We start from the raw sequence: 16,616 nt of genomic DNA, 5'->3' as shown, positions 1-16,616 counted from the left end.
CTTACGGTTTTCTTCAATAGAAATTGGATACCTTTGCCCTTAGTCAATGGCTGGATTCAATGCCTTATCCTAGGAAAAATCTTTTGAAACGTTTATTGGTCTGGAGATACAAGCACATTTCCAATAAAACGTTTATCCATATATTAAGTGTTGTTGTTGGCCTTTTAGCAGGTTTGGCTTCGGTTACCCTAAAGAACATTACCTATTTTATAGAGTCTTCCTTAGAAAGAGGTATCCTTTTTTCCAATTACGGAATGTATTTTATACTGCCCATAATCGGTCTGGCGCTGGTGTATCTCTACGTTAAATTTGTGCATAAGGAAAAACTGCAACATGCCGTCTCTTCCATTCTTTTCTCATTGTCCAAAAGGAAAGGTATTATTGCGCCCAAACATATTTATACCCAATTGATAGCCGCCCCTTTGACTGTTGGTTTTGGGGGTTCGGTAGGGCTTTTAGGTCCGGCCGTTGCATCCGGAGCCGCCATCAGTTCCAATATGAGCCGGTTGTTCCATATTAATACCAAAACGCGTTCCTTGTTGATCGCCTGTGCCTCTGCAGGAGCTATTGCCTCCATTTTCCAATCTCCCATTGCCGCTATTATTTTTGCCGTGGAAGTATTTAGCTTGGATTTGACCATGTTATCGGTATTGCCACTTTTACTAGCCTCCATATCAGGTGTGCTCACTTCATACTTCTTTTTGGGCAATGAGGCCCTTTTTAATTTTACGATTACCCAAGATTTTGAAGTGAAAGACACCTTGTTTTATATAATATTGGGAGTTGGCACCGCATTTGCCTCTATTTATTTCACCAAAATGTACTTTGGCATTCAGAAACTTTTCAGGCCGTTTAAGAGTCCAAAGTACAAACTGCTTATTGGAGGTTTGGCCATAGGAATAATGCTCTATTTTATTCCTCCCCTATATGGGGAAGGTTTTGGGTTTATCAATAGTCTATTGGATGGAGAACATGCCGTCGCGCTGGGCAGAACTCCTTTTGATGCTTACATTGATAATATTTGGGTGGTTATTGCCCTGCTCTTTGGTATTACCATTTTTAAGGCGGTAGCCATGACCACTACTTTGGCAGCGGGCGGTTCCGGGGGGATATTTATTCCTACCATGGTAATGGGTAGTGCCCTGGGCAATGTTGTGGCAAAAGTGATAAACCATTCGGGGCTGGGTTTCGCCGTCTCCGAAAGTAATTTTACGTTGATCGGTATGGCCGGTCTTATAGCGGGGGTATTGCACGCGCCACTGACTGCGATATTTCTAATCGCTGAAATCACCGGGGGTTACGCTCTTTTTGTACCTCTTATGATTACCGCCTCCATTTCATATCTAATTACCAAAAATGCAACCGATTATTCTATTTACACTAGGGAACTGGCACAACAAGGTGCCTTACTGACCCATAATAAGGATCAGGCGGTTTTGACCTTGATGCAGTTGGATGATGTTATTGAGAAAAATTTTAAATCGGTATCCCCTGAAATGAATCTCGGTGACATGCTGCACCAATCCGTGTCAAAATCCACCCGCAACATTTTTCCCGTAGTAGATGAAAAAAAGGCCTTGGCTGGCATTGTACTATTGGACGATATCCGGGAATTTATGTTCGATACCTCCATGTATAAAACAACAACGGTCAAGAACTTCATGCGAAATCCTCCCGAACATATTTTTTATGGAGAGGATACTATGCAAAAGGTAATGCGAAAATTTCAGGACAGTGGGGCGTGGAATCTTCCTGTAATCAAAGATGGGAAATACTTTGGTTTCGTGTCCAAATCGAAGCTCTTGACCGCATACCGTCGGGAGTTGATCAACTTCACAAAATAATGGATAAAACATTGTAGCTCTGGTTTATGCTCTTTTTGATAATTTTAGGTATATGAAATATGTTATCGCCCTTATTACCATTGCCTCGTTTATTTCAATCTTTTATGGGTTTTCCATCCAAGAGGAAGAACTTCAATTGGCACACAAATTCATTGGTTTCGGAACCGTTGGCCTTTTTCTTGTTGCAATGCCCCTTTTTTTAATAAAGGAGAGTAAAGGGAAAAAGATGAAAGATTATATGCTGAATGAGGAAAATATTCAAAAAATGCGGAAAAAAGAAAGGGAAAAGTCTGAAAACCAATGACTTTAAGAACATTTGACCGGCAAATTAAGTCTATTTTGACCAAAAAATAATACCTTAGTGAGACAAACATTTTTTCACAAATAATTTTAATTGAATGACCGGTACAGTAAAATTTTTTAATGACTCCAAAGGATATGGGTTCATTACGAACGATGAGACGGGAAAAGACATCTTTGTTCATGCCACGGCATTGAATGGAGTTGAGCTAAACGAAGGCGACAAAGTAGAATACGTTGAGGAAGAGGGCAGAAAAGGTATGGTAGCCGCACAAGTACAAGTGCTAGGATAAGTATTGTATTATTGAACAGAATTTCAACCCTGGTAAAATACCGGGGTTTTTCGTACCTCCACTTCAGTTTAAATTCCTTTTTTGAATAAAAAATCGTTTCAGAAGAACGGAAGCTTCATTTTCCAAAAGACCTCCAAGGACTTCAGTTTTTGGGTGTAATTTTGCCCCCATGGCCTTGAATCCCCTTTTGGGATCCTTGGCAGCGAATACAATTTTAGAAATCTGGCTCCAATACAAGGCGCCCGCGCACATTTGACAGGGCTCCAAGGTTACATAGAGCACACAATTGTTTAAATACTTGCCTCCCAAAAAATTGGCCGCGGAGGTTATTGCTTGCATCTCGGCATGGGCCGTAACATCGTTCAATTGTTCGGTTAGATTGTGGGCGCGTGCAATAATCCTGTCCTGGGTTACGATAACAGCTCCTATGGGGACCTCGCCCTTTTCAAAAGCCAAGTAGGCCTCTTCAAGGGCCTTTTTCATGAAATAGGCATCGTCAAAAGGTAAAATCATAAAACCAAATGTACAATTTTGAGTCAAATTGTGAAGAAACACACAGCCATTTTGCCGTACATTTGTCCCCGAAAATGAAAATCCTTTCCCAAATAGATTCTCCAGAAGATCTGCGCAAGATTCCCTTGGGTACATTGCCTCAACTTGCACAGGAACTCAGGGAATTTATAATAGACATCGTATCGACCAAGGAAGGACATTTAGGCGCAAGCTTAGGTGTTGTAGAACTTACTATCGCCCTCCATTATATTTTTGATACTCCAAAGGATAAGCTCGTTTGGGATGTAGGACATCAGGCTTACGGGCATAAAATTTTAACTGGGCGAAAGGAAATTTTTGATACCAATAGACAGTTGGGCGGTATTAGCGGATTTCCTAAAATTGGCGAGAGCGAATATGATGCTTTTGGAACGGGACATAGTTCTACCTCCATTTCGGCCATTTTGGGTATGGCCTTGGCTTCCAAGTTAAAAGGTGAAGCAGATAAAAGGCATATCGCAGTAATTGGGGATGCTTCCATTGCCAGCGGAATGGCTTTTGAAGGGTTGAATCATGCAGGCGTTACCGATGTGGATATACTCATTATCCTGAATGACAACGCTATTGGAATAGATCCCAGTGTTGGTGCCCTAAAAAAGTATTTGACCAATGTAAAAAAGGGCAAGGCCAAGGACGAAAACATTTTTGAATGCCTCAATTTTGATTACTCTGGTCCAGTTGACGGTAATGATTTACCAAATTTGATATCCGAATTAAAGCGCTTAAAAGCCCGTAAAGGGCCTAAGTTATTGCATATTATCACTACAAAGGGGAAAGGATTGCAAAAGGCGGAGGAGAATCAAGTAGCTTACCATGCTCCGGGGAAATTTGATAAATCCACAGGAGAAATACATATAAAGCCAGTCGAAACCGGAGTTCCTAAATATCAAGATGTTTTTGGACATACTTTGGTTGAACTTGCTAAGCAAAATCCAAAGATTGTAGGAATTACCCCGGCCATGCCAACGGGCAGTTCTTTAAAATACATGATGGAGCAAATTCCAGACAGAGCCTTTGATGTAGGTATCGCCGAACAACATGCCGTAACTATGGCTGCGGGAATGGCCAAAGAGGGCATAATTCCATTTTGCAATATTTACTCTACTTTTCTTCAACGCGCCTACGATCAGGTCATACATGATGTAGCTTTGCAGAATCTCCCTGTAATATTCTGCTTGGATCGTGCAGGTATTGTTGGTGAGGATGGTGCAACACACCATGGCGTTTTTGACCTAGCATACTTGCGATGCATTCCCAACCTGATTATTTTTGCGCCCAGGAACGAAATGGAACTACGCAATATTATGTACACAGCTCAGTTGGGGTTACCTAACCCCATTGCCATCCGTTATCCAAGGGGTTCAGGAACTACTGTAGATTGGAAGCTACCCTTTCAAGAAATAGCTATCGGATCCTCACAAGAATTAAAAAAAGGGAGTAAAATAGCTATACTTTCAATAGGACCCCTAGGAAACAGGGTTGGCAGGGTTATTGATAGAAACGAAAATAACCAACAAATAGGGCACTATGATATGCGTTTCCTAAAACCTTTGGATACAAATCGTTTAGATTACATTTTTCAAAATTACGAGCACATTATAACCATTGAAGATGGTAGCAAAGCAGGAGGGTTTGGTAGTGCAATCCTGGAAAAAGCCAATGAAATGAAGTATACCACCCAAATTCATATGCTTGGCATAGATGATGTTTTTTTGGAACACGGCACCGTGGATGAACTCCAACAGCTGGCAGAACTAGACGCAAATTCCTTAAGAAATCTTTTAAATAGAATTTTTGATGAGCAATAAGAACCGACGTAACTTCTCCTTTTTTCTGCTGTCTTTTGTTTTTCCAATTGGATTGTTACTGGCCCAAAACCCCATTGCCCCAAGTACACCCATAGATAGTGTGGCGGTGGATACCACCGTAGTGGATACCATTGTAGTCCGCCGTTTCCAGGAGAAGATAAAGAATATACCCAGAGGCGTAAATCTTACCATTCCAGAGGCGTCGTTCAAAAAAACAAAGGCCCTTACGGAAAAACCAAAAAAATTTCGTGTCCCCTCTTTTTGGACCAGATTGAATAAACTTGGGCTGAACCTAAGCGAGGTAGCTTTTGTTAATTGGAATGCTGGGGGAAATAATTCCGTATCTGCCCTGGGCAATGCCAGTTTTGCCCGAAATTATAAATTTAGATACATCCAGTGGGACAACGAACTCCGATTTAGATATGGGATCAATGTACAAGAAGGTCAACAAATACGAAAAACGGACGACCTCATCCGGTTTAGCTCCACATTTGGCTATCAAAGGGATACCATCAGTAATTGGTACTATTCCGTAAAGGCCAATTTTAACACCCAATTTTCCAATGGATTTAAGTATCCGGACCGGAGTACGCCCATATCTCGGTTTATGGCTCCTGGGTACTCGTTTTTGGGAGCGGGAACCTCGTATATAACCAAGGATCAAAGGTTCAATCTATACATCTCGCCCGTGACGCAAAAGGCCACCTTCGTGTTAGATCAAGATTTAGCGGATAGAGGGGCTTTTGGGGTACAAAAAGCTATTTTTGATGCTGATGGAAACATGATACAACAAGGTGAAAATGTTTTTTTGGAGTTTGGTTTTCTGGTCAACCATACTTGGGAAACCCAAGTCTTTAAAAATATGGGGCTCAAACATAGGCTAAACCTATATACGGACTATTTACGCAGATTTGGTAATGTAGATGTGGACTGGGAGCTCAACTTTAATCTTAAGGTAAACGAATATATCGTTACTACTATTGGCACCCATTTGATTTATGACGATGATATTTTATTCGATGAGCAGGTAAATGCCGATGGTGTTGTAATTGATCCTGGAGAACCAAAGTTACAGTTTAAACAGTTGTTGGGTGTAGGGGTCTCTTATGATTTTTAAAGTTGTTTTCCCATAATCTTGTTGTGTATATGAACGGCAGATCCATCTGAAAGACTGGCCACATAACAAGAGGTATTCAATAATATTTTGTATAAGGATGTTTCCGTCCGTTGATAAAACTCCGGTAAGGTCTGTATCATCAATCTATCGTAATTGGAAAACTTGCCCTCCTTTTCCCTAACAAGAGCACTGGTATAAACATCCAGAATATCGGAAATGATTCTATAACCGGCTATTTCCTTTTCCACCACCTCTTGGGAACGATATACTTTATGGATGCTCAACGAGATAATATCGGCTATTTGAGCTTTGTATTTGCTTTTGTCCAATAAGGAAGTCTCAAATGTACCATTAAGTATTTTCTCTTCGTTCTCAATGAAAACCTCAATGGCATCACGTATTAGGGTATTGATGGCCAATGCCCGTAGATAGCTTAGCCTGTCCTCCTTATATCGTAAACCATTATACTTCTTGGTACTTATGGTATCTTTAACCAACTTTATCAAATATTCCAAAGCAAATTCCTCGGAAATTAGGCCAAGATTAATTCCATCTTCAAAGTCTATTATGGTGTAACAAATGTCATCCGCGGCTTCCATGAGATAGACCAAGGGATGTCTCGAAAAGGAAATTCCTTCCCCAGTAGTAGTGGATGGCAGACCCAATTCCTGGGCAACTTCTTTAAAAAATTCTTTTTCGGACTGAAAAAACCCAAATTTCTTGTCCGCAATGTGTTTGGTAGGTTTCTTTGGAAGTGATTCCTTTGGATATTTCGTAAAAGCCCCTAACACCGAATAGCTCAACCGCAACCCACCTTCAACACCCTCTTTGGATTCGGACAATAATTTTAATCCATTGGCATTCCCTTCAAAATCAATCAAATCTTGGTATTCCTTTTTGGACAATACTGAATGGTATTTTTTTCCATTGCCATTTTTAAAATATTCCCCAATGGCCTTTTCCCCGCTATGTCCAAAAGGAGGATTGCCTATATCATGAGCCAAGGCAGCGGCGGCCACTATGGCCCCAAAATCGTTAAAGGTGTATCCATGAACCTCGTTAAGGTGTGGATGTTTCTCCAATATTCGTTTCCCGGCTATCCTGCCCAAACTGCGACCCACTACGGAAACTTCCAAACTATGTGTTAAACGGGTATGGACAAAATCGGTTTTGGACAAGGGAATAACCTGGGTCTTATCCTGTAAACTGCGAAAAGCGGAAGAAAAAATTATCCGATCGTAATCCACTTCAAATCCCAATCGGGTCTCATCCTGTTCCTTACGTAATCTTTTACCGGTATCACCAAATCGTTTTAAGGAAAGTAACCGTTCCCAATCCATGCCAATCAATTTGTGGCGCAAGATACATCTTTTCAGTGTTTACCTATATTCTATATCGTGGATTGTCCACGGATGGCTAACATTTAGTTAACCTTAAAAAGGCTTATTGATAATATCTCCGTAACCTTATGTTAAACTGGTTTTGTTTTCTTTGCGCAAAGAAAACAACATTATCAAAACATGATAAAAAAAGTAATTCTAATCATTCCCTTCCTTTTTTCAGCGATACTACTGGCTCAGGAAACTAGTGCCATATCCGGGAAGATTTTGGACAATGACCTTAATGGTGAGCCCATGCTATTTGCAGATGTTATGCTAAAAAATACCAACTGGAAAACACAGACCAATTTTCATGGTAATTTTGAAATTGACGGAGTGGATCCAGGGAACTATGTATTGGTCATCAGTTTTTTAGGCTACAATACCTTAGAAATTCCTATAGAGGCAAAACCCAATGGAGCACTTCAAATACAGAGAGGGTTAAGTTCAAAAACCATTGATCCAGAGGCAGTACTAGTTTCTAATAGCGAATCCCAGCCATACGGATCAATCGCATCAATGGAAAAAGCAGCCCAAAAATAGTCAGGATTAATTAATATCCTATGATGGCACCTAAGTATATCAGCCATCAGGTTCACGGTCTCGCCCCGCATATTTTATTATTAAAAACTTACGGCAACTGTATTGTGCAACTTCAATTGCTCCGCGATACTCTTTCTGCAAAGCATTTAGCCTTACATTTACAGAACAATTTATTAACATTAAATTTATATTTCTGGTTTTATGATAAACTCCCTACTACGGTTTTATCCTTCTTATTTCCTCAAACCAAGGCTATCGTATTCGATTCTATTCACTAAAACCGGCAATAACCCCCCCACCGGTACTAGGAGAATACGATTGAACCATTTTCCTGCCCTTCACTTAGAAATCTCGCAAACAACTTTCATAACTTTATTTTAACTTACTTAACAAATTATAATGTCATTTTTGTGCTTATTTGATGTTAATGGGCGAAAACATTTACCTTTTCATGATTATCGCTCTTGCGGTGCTTGCCATCACGGATTTGGTGGTAGGTGTCAGCAATGATGCCGTAAACTTTCTAAACTCCGCAATAGGTTCCAAAGCTATTTCCTTTAGGACCATAATGATTGTTGCCAGTATTGGTATTGCTTTTGGAGCAATGTCTTCAAGCGGTATGATGGAAGTGGCCAGAAAAGGAATATTTAATCCCGAAGAATTTGTCTTCGCTGAGATTATGATCGTGTTCATGGCCGTAATGATCACGGATATTCTGTTGTTGGATTTTTTCAACACCTTAGGTATGCCAACTTCTACAACAGTATCCATTGTGTTTGAATTACTAGGTGCAGCAGTAGCTATTTCATTGATAAAAATTACGGCAGCAGGTGGTGGTTTTGTGGATTTGAGCACCTATATCAATACTGAAAAAGCGACCGAGATTATTTTGGGCATCCTACTTTCGGTGGTGGTGGCCTTCTCCGTTGGGGCCCTTGTCCAATTTGTTTCTCGCTTGTTCATTTCATTTAAATTTCAGGAAAGGCCTAAATGGATCGGAGCCATTTTTGGTGGATTGGCCATAACATCAATAGTCTACTTTATACTAGTAAAAGGCTTAAAAAGTGCGGATATTTTTAGTCCCGTTATTCTTGAGCATATCGCCTCCAATCCCGTACTCTTTCTTCTAGAGAACTTTGTTCTTTGGGCATTTGTATCATGGTTGGTTACCTCTTTTTTTAAACTCAATATTTATACTTTGATCATCGTTCTTGGCACCTTCGCCTTGGCCATGGCTTTTGCAGGAAACGATTTGGTGAATTTTATTGGAGTCCCCTTGGCCGCACTTGAATCTTACACCAGTTGGAGCAATTCTGGCACGGTTGCGGAACAATATACCATGGAAAGTCTATCGCAGGCCGTAAGGACACCTACTTTGCTTCTGCTGCTTTCAGGTGTAATTATGGTCATTACCCTTTGGTTTTCTTCCAAGGCAAAAAATGTGGTAAAAACTAGTGTTGACCTTTCTAGACAGGACGAGGGAGAAGAACGCTTTCAGCCTAATTTTCTTTCCAGACAAATTGTAAAATACTCCATTAAAGCCACGGAAAATTTTTCAGGTATTTTACCGATTCCCCTTAGGGCCAAAATAGACAAAAGGTTCGAGAAACCTTACGTATACGTACCCAAAATCAGGACCCAGGATCTTCCTGCCTTCGACTTGGTAAGGGCCTCCGTAAACCTCATGGTAGCTAGCGTATTGATATCAATTGCGACTTCCATGAAACTGCCCTTATCCACTACCTATGTCACTTTTATGGTTGCAATGGGTACCTCTCTTGCCGATAGGGCTTGGGGACCGGAAAGCGCCGTTTATCGCGTGGCCGGTGTGCTTAATGTAATTGGCGGATGGTTCTTTACCGCCATTAGTGCCTTTACCGCCGCGGCACTAATAGCTTACCTCATTCATTTAGGAGGAATTGTGGCCATAGTAATTCTACTTATTACCGCATTTTTGCTCATCGGAAAGAATTACCTCTCCCACACTAAAAAAGTAAAGGAAAACAAAATTGAAGAAAAACTACAAAGAGCAGAAAGTAGTTCCATAAAAGAGCTAATCGAAGAAAGCGCAGACAACATTGCCCTTACCATGAAAAGGGCCAATAAAATATATACCTTTTGCATTGATGGACTGGCCAAACATGATATTGACCGATTAAAAAAAAGTAGAAGGAGTATCTCCAAATTGGAGAAGGAAGTGGAAGAGCTAAAGGACAACATCTTCTATTTTATAAAGAATTTGGACGAGTCCAGCGTGGGAACAAGTAATTTTTACATAACCATGCTAAATTATTTAGAGGATATGACCCAGTCGTTGGAATATATTTCAAAGGCAGGGTACAAACACGTAAACAATAATCATAAAAAATTACGTTTCAATCAAATAAAGGATTTGAAGGAAACCGATCAATACGTAAGTGGTCTTTTTTCCAAGGTCACCCAAATTTTTGAAACCAAAGAATATGTTGGTCTTACTGAATTGATAGTCCATAAGCAGAATCTGTTTGATCATATCAATAAGAAAATAGAAAAACAGGTTACCCGAACAAGGATCGATGAAACCAGTCCAAAAAATACAGCACTGTATTTTAGCCTCTTATCGGAAACCAAAGATTTGCTTACCGCTACGTTAAACCTGTTGGAAATTTATGACGGCCATGTAAATGGCGTTAAGATATAGGGGAAAGTTTCCTTAACGCGCCAATTCAACAAAACCTTTTAAAGTATCTCCATCTATTGCCCTTACGGTTATTTGATGGAGCATTTTTTCTCCCTCATTTATTTACTTGCTCCGTTCATCGAAAAATTATGTGCTTTTTGGGAATTCCTTCGTTTAAGGATATAGTTAAACGATTTCCGGCATGAACGTATTACTTCGCAGGTCATTTTTATTTTTTCTTTTATGCGCTTTAACAATTGTATCTTGTACCAAGGACACACCCTCACCCAACATTGATGACGGTACAGATAATGAACAATTTCCAGATGATGGTACCGACAATGGGCCATCTCCATCCGATACGGATAACTCGGCCAGATTAGCAGCCAAGGAACTATATGAAGATTATTATTTGGCCTCCGTTAGTACCGCTGAAGATGAGCCTTGGACCGGGGACGAACCTTCCTGCAACGCAGGATCCGTGCCTGAAGGCACAAAGGAAAAAATCTTTATGCGCTTGGCCTATTTTAGAAAAGCAGTAGGGCTGAACAATGAAATATCGGAAAATGCTACGAAGAGTGAAAAGGCCCAAAAGTCGGCTCTTATGATGCACGCCAATGGAACCTTGGACCACTCGCCTCCAAATAGTTGGAAGTGTTTCAGTGATGACGGTAAGGAAGGAGCTGGAAATTCGCTATTGGCCATGGCCAGAAATGCCCCGGCCATTGACGCATATATTAGAGATCAAGGATCCAACAACGGTCCGGTAGGTCATAGAAGATGGCTATTATGGCCACGTTTACAAGAAATTGGAATAGGGAACACGGAAAGGGCCAACGCTATTTGGGTACTCGGAAATGCGGGCACGCCTCCTGAAGACGCACCCGAATTTATTGCATGGCCCCCAGAAGGATACATCCCCAATAATCTAGTGTATTCACGATGGTCTTTCTCTATAAGAAATGCTGATTTTACCGCAACCAAGGTCTCCATGGAGGATGAAGATGGAAATTCCGTCGCACTATCTTTGGAAGAATTGGACAATGCCTTTGGAGATCGTACAATTGTCTGGGTCCCCGAAGGTGTAAATACAAATAGCACGGAAGATATTTCCTATACCGTAACTCTAGAAGATGTTAATCTTAATGGAGAAATGAGTGACTTCACGTACGAGGTTACACTTTTTGATATAAACAATTAGGGTTTAAGGTTATCTATAAAAATTCATTTCATCCATATACACCCAAACAGCTTCCGGGAGCAGGGGTCGAATATTTCTACCTGCATTATGGTTCTTACGTATAAAGGTCGAGGAGATTTCCATTACAGGAGCGTCTACATGATGGATTTTTGGGTGTCCCTTAAATCGATTCTCCACTGCTCCTTTTGAGATTCTTGGATAAACATAAAGGGCATAGTTTTCCAAGATGGCTTCATAATTTTTCCATTTATGAAACCCCTTGAGATTGTCCTCGCCCATTAACAAGGAAAATATATTGCCGTCTCCATACTTCTCATCCAAACGTACTAAAGTGTCAATCGTATAATTGGGTTGGGGTAAATCAAATTCAATTTTGCTAGGTTTTAATTTGGAGTATTCCTTAACTGCCTCAAATACCATTTGATACCGATGATGGTCATCCAAAAGCGTTTGTTTGGTCTTAAAGGGGCTCCTTGGGGTAATTACAAACCAAACCTCGTCAAGGTCGGAAAACTCTACCATATGGTTGGCTATAATGAGGTGGCCGATATGGATAGGGTTAAATGTACCGAAATAAAGGCCTATTCGTTTCAATTTCTCTTGATATTTAGGCTCCACTTTCTGATGAGCGTGTTATCCCGATAAATTCTGCCACAAGATTATGCGCTTCTGTCAAAGCCTTGTCCAAATCATAATTCTTGATAACCGTATCAAATTGTGGGGCAGTGGCCATTTCTACGGATGCTTTTGCAATACGCATATTAATCTTGTCGTCACTTTCCGTGCTCCGCTTTTTCAGTCTAATCTTTAGTTCGTCCACACTGGGCGGTTTTACAAAAACAGCCAGTGTTTTTTCGGGATATTTCTTCTTTATCCTTAGCCCGCCTACTACGTCAATATCAAAAATCACATTCTTGCCTTCGGACCATAACCGCTCTACCTCGCTTTTTAAAGTTCCATAAAAATTATCGCGGTATACCTCTTCCCATTCTAAAAAGTCATCATTTTTGATGTGCTTTTTGAATTCTGAAACAGACATAAAATAGTAGTGCTTTCCCTGCTTTTCCTTACCTCTCCTTGGCCTTGAAGTGGCCGAGACGGAAAAGGCCAAATTTAAATCCGGTTGCGCCAGAAGATGGCGTACAATGGTTGTTTTACCACTCCCAGAAGGGGCCGAAAATATGATTAATTTGCCCCCTTTCGTCATAAAACGTTCAACATTTGTTCCTTTATCTTTTCCAGTTCATCCTTCATTTGGACGACCAATTGTTGCATAGGGGCGTAATTGGCCTTAGAGCCAATGGTATTGATTTCACGACCGATTTCTTGACAAATAAAGCCTAGTTTCTTCCCATTGGAATCCTTAGACCCCAATGTTTTGGAGAAGTAGCCCAAATGATTGGCAAGCCGAACTTTCTCTTCGGTAATATCATATTTCTCCAAATAATAAATAAGCTCCTGCTCAAAACGGTTGGCGTCTACATCCGCCCTCAAATCGGTCATAGCTTTTTCAAGACGTTCCCGAATCGTTGATTGCCTTTCGGGATCCATAACCTTCACTTCTCCCAACAGGGATTCCAAAGTATTTATCCGTTCCACAAAATCCTTTTCCAATATTTGGCCTTCTTGGGTACGGAACTTCTGTATTTCTGAAATGGCATTTTTTAGTGCTTCAAGAATTGCCGAATATTCGGCCTCGTCTATATCGTCCTTGTCCGTTTTTAAAGCGTCCGGCAATCGCAAGGCCATTTCCATAAGTCGTACATCCTCTCCTTGGGCAATGGACTCCAATTGTTTCATATATTGCCTAACCACGCCTTCATTTATCTGTGCGGAGGTCTCATCACCGGTATATTCTATATAAAGTCCAAAATCAACTTTTCCTCGGGTCAGTTCATGGGCAATGAGCTTTCTGAGTTCCAGTTCCTTTTCACGATAGGCAGAAGGCATTCGAGCATTCAAATCCAAACTCTTGCTATTAAGCGATTTTAGCTCTATGGTGATTTTTTTCGTGGGCAGTTGTATTACATGCTTCCCGAAACCGGTCATGGATTGAATCATAGATATATGTCTAAATTAAGAAATACGGCGAGCCAAAGACCGGAATTACAGTTCCCTGACCCAAATATTCCTATAGCTTACCCGACTGTCATCACCATGGTCTTGGAGCTTTAGAGGGCCTTTGCCATGGGCGGGATTTTTTGGCCATCCTATATAAGGTGTAGTCCCCTTGATTTCTGTGTGATCTTGGATCAATACCCCATTATGAATAACCGTAACGGTACCGGATTTGATTTTTTCGCCTTTGGTGTTGAACTCCGGTGCATGGTAAACAATGTCATAGGTATTCCAGTCTCCGGTAGGTACCGAAGCCATAGCCAATGGTGGCCCTTGCTTGTAAATGGAACCCACTTGGCCATTTACATAAGTGGGATTGTCATTTTGATCCAGTACCTGTATCTCATAAAGACCACTTATAAAAATTCCACTATTACCTCGGTTTTGATTATCGCGCTGAACCGGTAACGGTGACCGCCATTCAATATGTAGTTGCATATCTCCAAACTTTTGTTTGGTCTGTATATCGCCAGTTCTATCGGCAACCGTCATACTTCCATCATCGTTCAAATGCCACGGGGCAGCGGAAGTACCATCTTTTGAACTAACCCAACCATCAAAACTTGTACCGTCAAAAAGAACGATAGCATCGCTAGGCGGGCTACCATTTTTTCCAGGAGTGACTTTGGGAACCTTGGGCTCATAGAATTCCGTGGCCTTGGGTTTGGTAGGTTCCGGGCCCTCATACTCGGGGTGTACGATTACTCCATCTCTTACTATTCCTGGAGTCTCTCCCAATATGGCTTCCTGACCCAATACAATGGAAAGTGAAAAAAGGGTAATTAATGTGAGTAGTTTTTTCATTAGTAAAGTGTTCATATCGTTTCAATCTTTGGTATTTCTTATTTCTACAGATACGTCCAGCAAATGGCCATATTTGCAACTCATTATGGCACTAGTAGTTCTGCACTATAGCTCCTTGATTTTTATATTACGGAACGCCACTCCGTCCCCATGATCTTGAAGTCCAATTTTACCAGTGGTATGTTTTCCGAAGTGCTCCCAATCCGCAAATTTTGAATCGGCAACCATAGTACTCCATTCCGGATCGTTAACAGGAAATTCAACAACCTTCTCCCCGTTTAACATAACACTTCCTTGATTCGTTTCATGGTTTATGGTTAACACACAGGTATTCCACTCTCCAACCGGCTTGGTAACATCCTTAGTTGGGGATACCATATCGTACAATGCCCCTGCTTGATGGCTCGTGCCATTTTTGCCATCTGGATGTTTCTCATTATCGAGTACCTGTATTTCAGGTCCGGTTTGATAGGGTTGTTTGAGTGAAGGCATTTCGGCAACGCCCCAAAAGATACCGCTATTACCTCCCTCGGCAATCCTCCATTCCAAGGAAAGCTCAAAATCGGCGAATTCCTTTTCGGTCACCAGGTTATAGCTCTCACCCTTTTTTCGATCTTTGGGAGGGTAAAAGACCATAGCCCCATCCTCTAATTTCCAGTGTTCGGAAATGTCTTCCTTTAGATATTCTTTCCAACCATCAAAAGAAGTGCCATCAAAAAGAACGATCCATTCCTCGTTCTCAGAGGTTGTAACATCAGCTTCCGAAATGGCCTCTGCGGCATCTTCCGCAGGTGTTTTCGCTTTTTCCTTGCAGCCCAAAGCGGATAGGGTTATAAGTACAATACATAAGAGCTGTTTCATAATTTAAGTTTTACGGTTTTTAGATTCCGAGTATGTTTTTAAGCACTTCCTTGTCCGTTTCGCCTCCTGCGAAATCATCAAAAGTTCTTTGGGTTGCTTCAATAATATGGTCTTGGATAAAGACGGCTCCCTCCCTGGCGCCCTGTTCAGGACTCTTAATACAACATTCCCACTCCATTACGGCCCAAACGTCACAACCGTATTGCGTTAGTTTGGAGAAAATTGTTTTGAAATCGATCTGACCATCGCCCAAGGAACGAAAACGACCAGCACGATTTTCCCAATCATTATATCCGCCATAGACGCCCTTTTTCCCGGTAGGATTAAATTCGGAATCCTTTACATGAAAGGACTTTATAAACTCATGATAGAAGTCGATATAGGCTATATAATCCAGTTGCTGAAGCACAAAATGGCTGGGGTCATAAAGTAGATTGACTCTTTTGTGATTTCCAGTCGCTTTCAAAAAACGCTCAAAGGTATCCCCATCATGCAAATCCTCGCCAGGGTGTATTTCATAACAGACATCAACCCCTTCCTCATCAAAATGATCTAGAATGGGCTTCCACCGTTTGGCCAATTCCTCAAAGCCCATCTCCACAAGACCAGGAGGCCGCTGCGGCCAGGGATATGAGGTATGCCATAAAAGGGATCCGGAAAAAGTGGCATGTGCCGTAATGCCCAACCTTCTGCTCGCCGTACCTGCTTTTTTAACCACATCAACCGCCCACTCCGTGCGGGCCTTGGGATTATTCCTTACACTGTCCGGCGCAAAACCATCAAACATGATATCAAATGCGGGATGTACCGCTACCAGTTGACCTTGCAGATGCGTGGAGAGTTCGGTAATTTCCAATCCATAGGAGTTTACTTTCCCCTTGAGTTCGTCGCAATACGTTTGACTTTCCGCAGCTTTGTCCAAATCGATCAAAAAGCTTTCCCAAGTAGGAATTTGAATTCCTTTGTAACCCAGATCGGCCGCCCATTGGCACATGCCATCCAGCGAGTTAAAAGGTGCCTTGCTATCTACAAATTGTGCCAAAAAAACGGCAGGTCCTTTAATTGTCTTCATCAGTACAGTATTCTATATTAATTTGATTATGATTTTAATATTTTACGGAAGTGTTAGAATAAATC

At 41.2% G+C, this 16,616-nt stretch carries 16 protein-coding genes; 8 read left to right on the top strand and 8 right to left on the bottom strand.

From position 1 onward, the window contains the following. Window positions 1-59: 59 nt before the first annotated feature. The 3 genes from ACP2AF_RS06125 to ACP2AF_RS06115 all read left to right on the top strand — a co-directional run bounded on the left by ACP2AF_RS06125 (window position 60) and on the right by ACP2AF_RS06115 (window position 2,437). Window positions 60-1,844, top strand: a complete 1,785-nt coding sequence (locus tag ACP2AF_RS06125; RefSeq protein ID WP_425235353.1) for a chloride channel protein — start codon at window positions 60-62, stop codon at window positions 1,842-1,844. Between the two features lie 52 nt (window positions 1,845-1,896). Beyond that, window positions 1,897-2,148, top strand: a complete 252-nt coding sequence (locus ACP2AF_RS06120; protein WP_425235352.1) for a hypothetical protein — start codon at window positions 1,897-1,899, stop codon at window positions 2,146-2,148. Between the two features lie 94 nt (window positions 2,149-2,242). Next, window positions 2,243-2,437, top strand: a complete 195-nt coding sequence (locus tag ACP2AF_RS06115) for a cold-shock protein (protein ID WP_120709773.1) — start codon at window positions 2,243-2,245, stop codon at window positions 2,435-2,437. Between the two features lie 63 nt (window positions 2,438-2,500). Here ACP2AF_RS06115 and ACP2AF_RS06110 read toward each other — a convergent pair whose 3' ends face one another. After that, the gene (locus tag ACP2AF_RS06110; protein ID WP_425235351.1) at window positions 2,501-2,950 is read right to left on the bottom strand and encodes a nucleoside deaminase; all 450 of its coding nucleotides are present in this window, start codon (window positions 2,948-2,950) and stop codon (window positions 2,501-2,503) included. Window positions 2,951-3,024: 74 nt separating this feature from the next. Between ACP2AF_RS06110 and ACP2AF_RS06105 the strand changes: the two genes are divergently transcribed. Both ACP2AF_RS06105 and ACP2AF_RS06100 read left to right on the top strand, forming a co-directional pair. Beyond that, complete coding sequence (locus ACP2AF_RS06105; protein WP_425235350.1) at window positions 3,025-4,797, top strand: 1-deoxy-D-xylulose-5-phosphate synthase; 1,773 nt, start codon at window positions 3,025-3,027, stop codon at window positions 4,795-4,797. Then, window positions 4,787-5,914: a DUF3078 domain-containing protein gene (locus tag ACP2AF_RS06100; RefSeq protein WP_425235349.1), complete on the top strand. Its 1,128-nt coding sequence runs from the start codon at window positions 4,787-4,789 to the stop codon at window positions 5,912-5,914. Before ACP2AF_RS06105 ends, ACP2AF_RS06100 begins: the two co-directional genes overlap by 11 nt. Here ACP2AF_RS06100 and dgt read toward each other — a convergent pair. Continuing rightward, entirely contained in the window at window positions 5,911-7,254 is a 1,344-nt protein-coding gene (dgt, locus tag ACP2AF_RS06095) for a dGTP triphosphohydrolase (protein WP_425238010.1), read from the bottom strand. The genes ACP2AF_RS06100 and dgt overlap by 4 nt on opposite strands. Window positions 7,255-7,434: 180 nt before the next feature. Between dgt and ACP2AF_RS06090 the strand changes: the two genes are divergently transcribed. The 3 genes from ACP2AF_RS06090 (at window position 7,435) to ACP2AF_RS06080 (ending at window position 11,696) form a co-directional block, all read left to right on the top strand. Further along, window positions 7,435-7,836, top strand: coding sequence for a carboxypeptidase-like regulatory domain-containing protein (locus tag ACP2AF_RS06090; protein WP_425235348.1), 402 nt, complete (start codon window positions 7,435-7,437; stop codon window positions 7,834-7,836). Between the two features lie 427 nt (window positions 7,837-8,263). After that, window positions 8,264-10,516 (top strand): inorganic phosphate transporter, encoded by a 2,253-nt coding sequence (locus tag ACP2AF_RS06085; protein WP_425235347.1) that lies wholly within the window; start codon window positions 8,264-8,266, stop codon window positions 10,514-10,516. 181 nt (window positions 10,517-10,697) lie between these two features. Beyond that, the gene (locus ACP2AF_RS06080) at window positions 10,698-11,696 is read left to right on the top strand and encodes a CAP domain-containing protein (protein ID WP_425235346.1); all 999 of its coding nucleotides are present in this window, start codon (window positions 10,698-10,700) and stop codon (window positions 11,694-11,696) included. A gap of 9 nt (window positions 11,697-11,705) precedes the next feature. Here ACP2AF_RS06080 and nadD read toward each other — a convergent pair whose 3' ends face one another. The 6 genes from nadD to ACP2AF_RS06050 form a co-directional block, all read right to left on the bottom strand. After that, complete coding sequence (nadD, locus tag ACP2AF_RS06075) at window positions 11,706-12,290, bottom strand: nicotinate (nicotinamide) nucleotide adenylyltransferase (RefSeq protein ID WP_425235345.1); 585 nt, start codon at window positions 12,288-12,290, stop codon at window positions 11,706-11,708. Window positions 12,291-12,303: 13 nt separating this feature from the next. Then, a complete protein-coding gene (gene gmk / locus ACP2AF_RS06070; protein ID WP_425235344.1) occupies window positions 12,304-12,903 on the bottom strand; it encodes a guanylate kinase in 600 nt (199 codons plus the stop codon). Then, on the bottom strand, window positions 12,900-13,757 hold the full coding sequence (locus ACP2AF_RS06065) for a YicC/YloC family endoribonuclease (RefSeq protein ID WP_425235343.1): 858 nt from the start codon (window positions 13,755-13,757) through the stop codon (window positions 12,900-12,902). The genes gmk and ACP2AF_RS06065 overlap by 4 nt, the downstream gene beginning before the upstream one ends. Before the next feature lie 45 nt (window positions 13,758-13,802). Further along, on the bottom strand, window positions 13,803-14,618 hold the full coding sequence (locus ACP2AF_RS06060; protein WP_425235342.1) for a 3-keto-disaccharide hydrolase: 816 nt from the start codon (window positions 14,616-14,618) through the stop codon (window positions 13,803-13,805). Window positions 14,619-14,723: 105 nt separating this feature from the next. Continuing rightward, entirely contained in the window at window positions 14,724-15,479 is a 756-nt protein-coding gene (locus ACP2AF_RS06055; RefSeq protein ID WP_425235341.1) for a 3-keto-disaccharide hydrolase, read from the bottom strand. A 19-nt stretch (window positions 15,480-15,498) separates the two neighbouring features. Next, the gene (locus ACP2AF_RS06050; RefSeq protein WP_425235340.1) at window positions 15,499-16,551 is read right to left on the bottom strand and encodes a sugar phosphate isomerase/epimerase family protein; all 1,053 of its coding nucleotides are present in this window, start codon (window positions 16,549-16,551) and stop codon (window positions 15,499-15,501) included. Window positions 16,552-16,616: the final 65 nt, after the last annotated feature.

It is taken from the genome of Ulvibacterium sp., from assembly GCF_965248315.1.
GTDB lineage: Bacteria > Bacteroidota > Bacteroidia > Flavobacteriales > Flavobacteriaceae > Ulvibacterium.
Note: the sequence above shows the minus strand (reverse complement) of the source record. Positions and strands in the feature narration are given on the sequence as shown.

Coding starts and splice junctions, on each gene's coding strand:
- dgt (WP_425238010.1), bottom strand. CDS start 7,254: ATGGATTGGGAACGGTTACTTTCCTTAAAACGATTTGGTGATACCGGT.
- ACP2AF_RS06105 (WP_425235350.1), top strand. CDS start 3,025: ATGAAAATCCTTTCCCAAATAGATTCTCCAGAAGATCTGCGCAAGATT.
- ACP2AF_RS06100 (WP_425235349.1), top strand. CDS start 4,787: ATGAGCAATAAGAACCGACGTAACTTCTCCTTTTTTCTGCTGTCTTTT.
- ACP2AF_RS06125 (WP_425235353.1), top strand. CDS start 60: ATGCCTTATCCTAGGAAAAATCTTTTGAAACGTTTATTGGTCTGGAGA.
- ACP2AF_RS06080 (WP_425235346.1), top strand. CDS start 10,698: ATGAACGTATTACTTCGCAGGTCATTTTTATTTTTTCTTTTATGCGCT.
- ACP2AF_RS06120 (WP_425235352.1), top strand. CDS start 1,897: ATGAAATATGTTATCGCCCTTATTACCATTGCCTCGTTTATTTCAATC.
- ACP2AF_RS06060 (WP_425235342.1), bottom strand. CDS start 14,618: ATGAAAAAACTACTCACATTAATTACCCTTTTTTCACTTTCCATTGTA.
- ACP2AF_RS06085 (WP_425235347.1), top strand. CDS start 8,264: ATGGGCGAAAACATTTACCTTTTCATGATTATCGCTCTTGCGGTGCTT.
- gmk (WP_425235344.1), bottom strand. CDS start 12,903: ATGACGAAAGGGGGCAAATTAATCATATTTTCGGCCCCTTCTGGGAGT.
- ACP2AF_RS06090 (WP_425235348.1), top strand. CDS start 7,435: ATGATAAAAAAAGTAATTCTAATCATTCCCTTCCTTTTTTCAGCGATA.
- ACP2AF_RS06115 (WP_120709773.1), top strand. CDS start 2,243: ATGACCGGTACAGTAAAATTTTTTAATGACTCCAAAGGATATGGGTTC.
- ACP2AF_RS06050 (WP_425235340.1), bottom strand. CDS start 16,551: ATGAAGACAATTAAAGGACCTGCCGTTTTTTTGGCACAATTTGTAGAT.
- ACP2AF_RS06055 (WP_425235341.1), bottom strand. CDS start 15,479: ATGAAACAGCTCTTATGTATTGTACTTATAACCCTATCCGCTTTGGGC.
- ACP2AF_RS06065 (WP_425235343.1), bottom strand. CDS start 13,757: ATGATTCAATCCATGACCGGTTTCGGGAAGCATGTAATACAACTGCCC.
- ACP2AF_RS06110 (WP_425235351.1), bottom strand. CDS start 2,950: ATGATTTTACCTTTTGACGATGCCTATTTCATGAAAAAGGCCCTTGAA.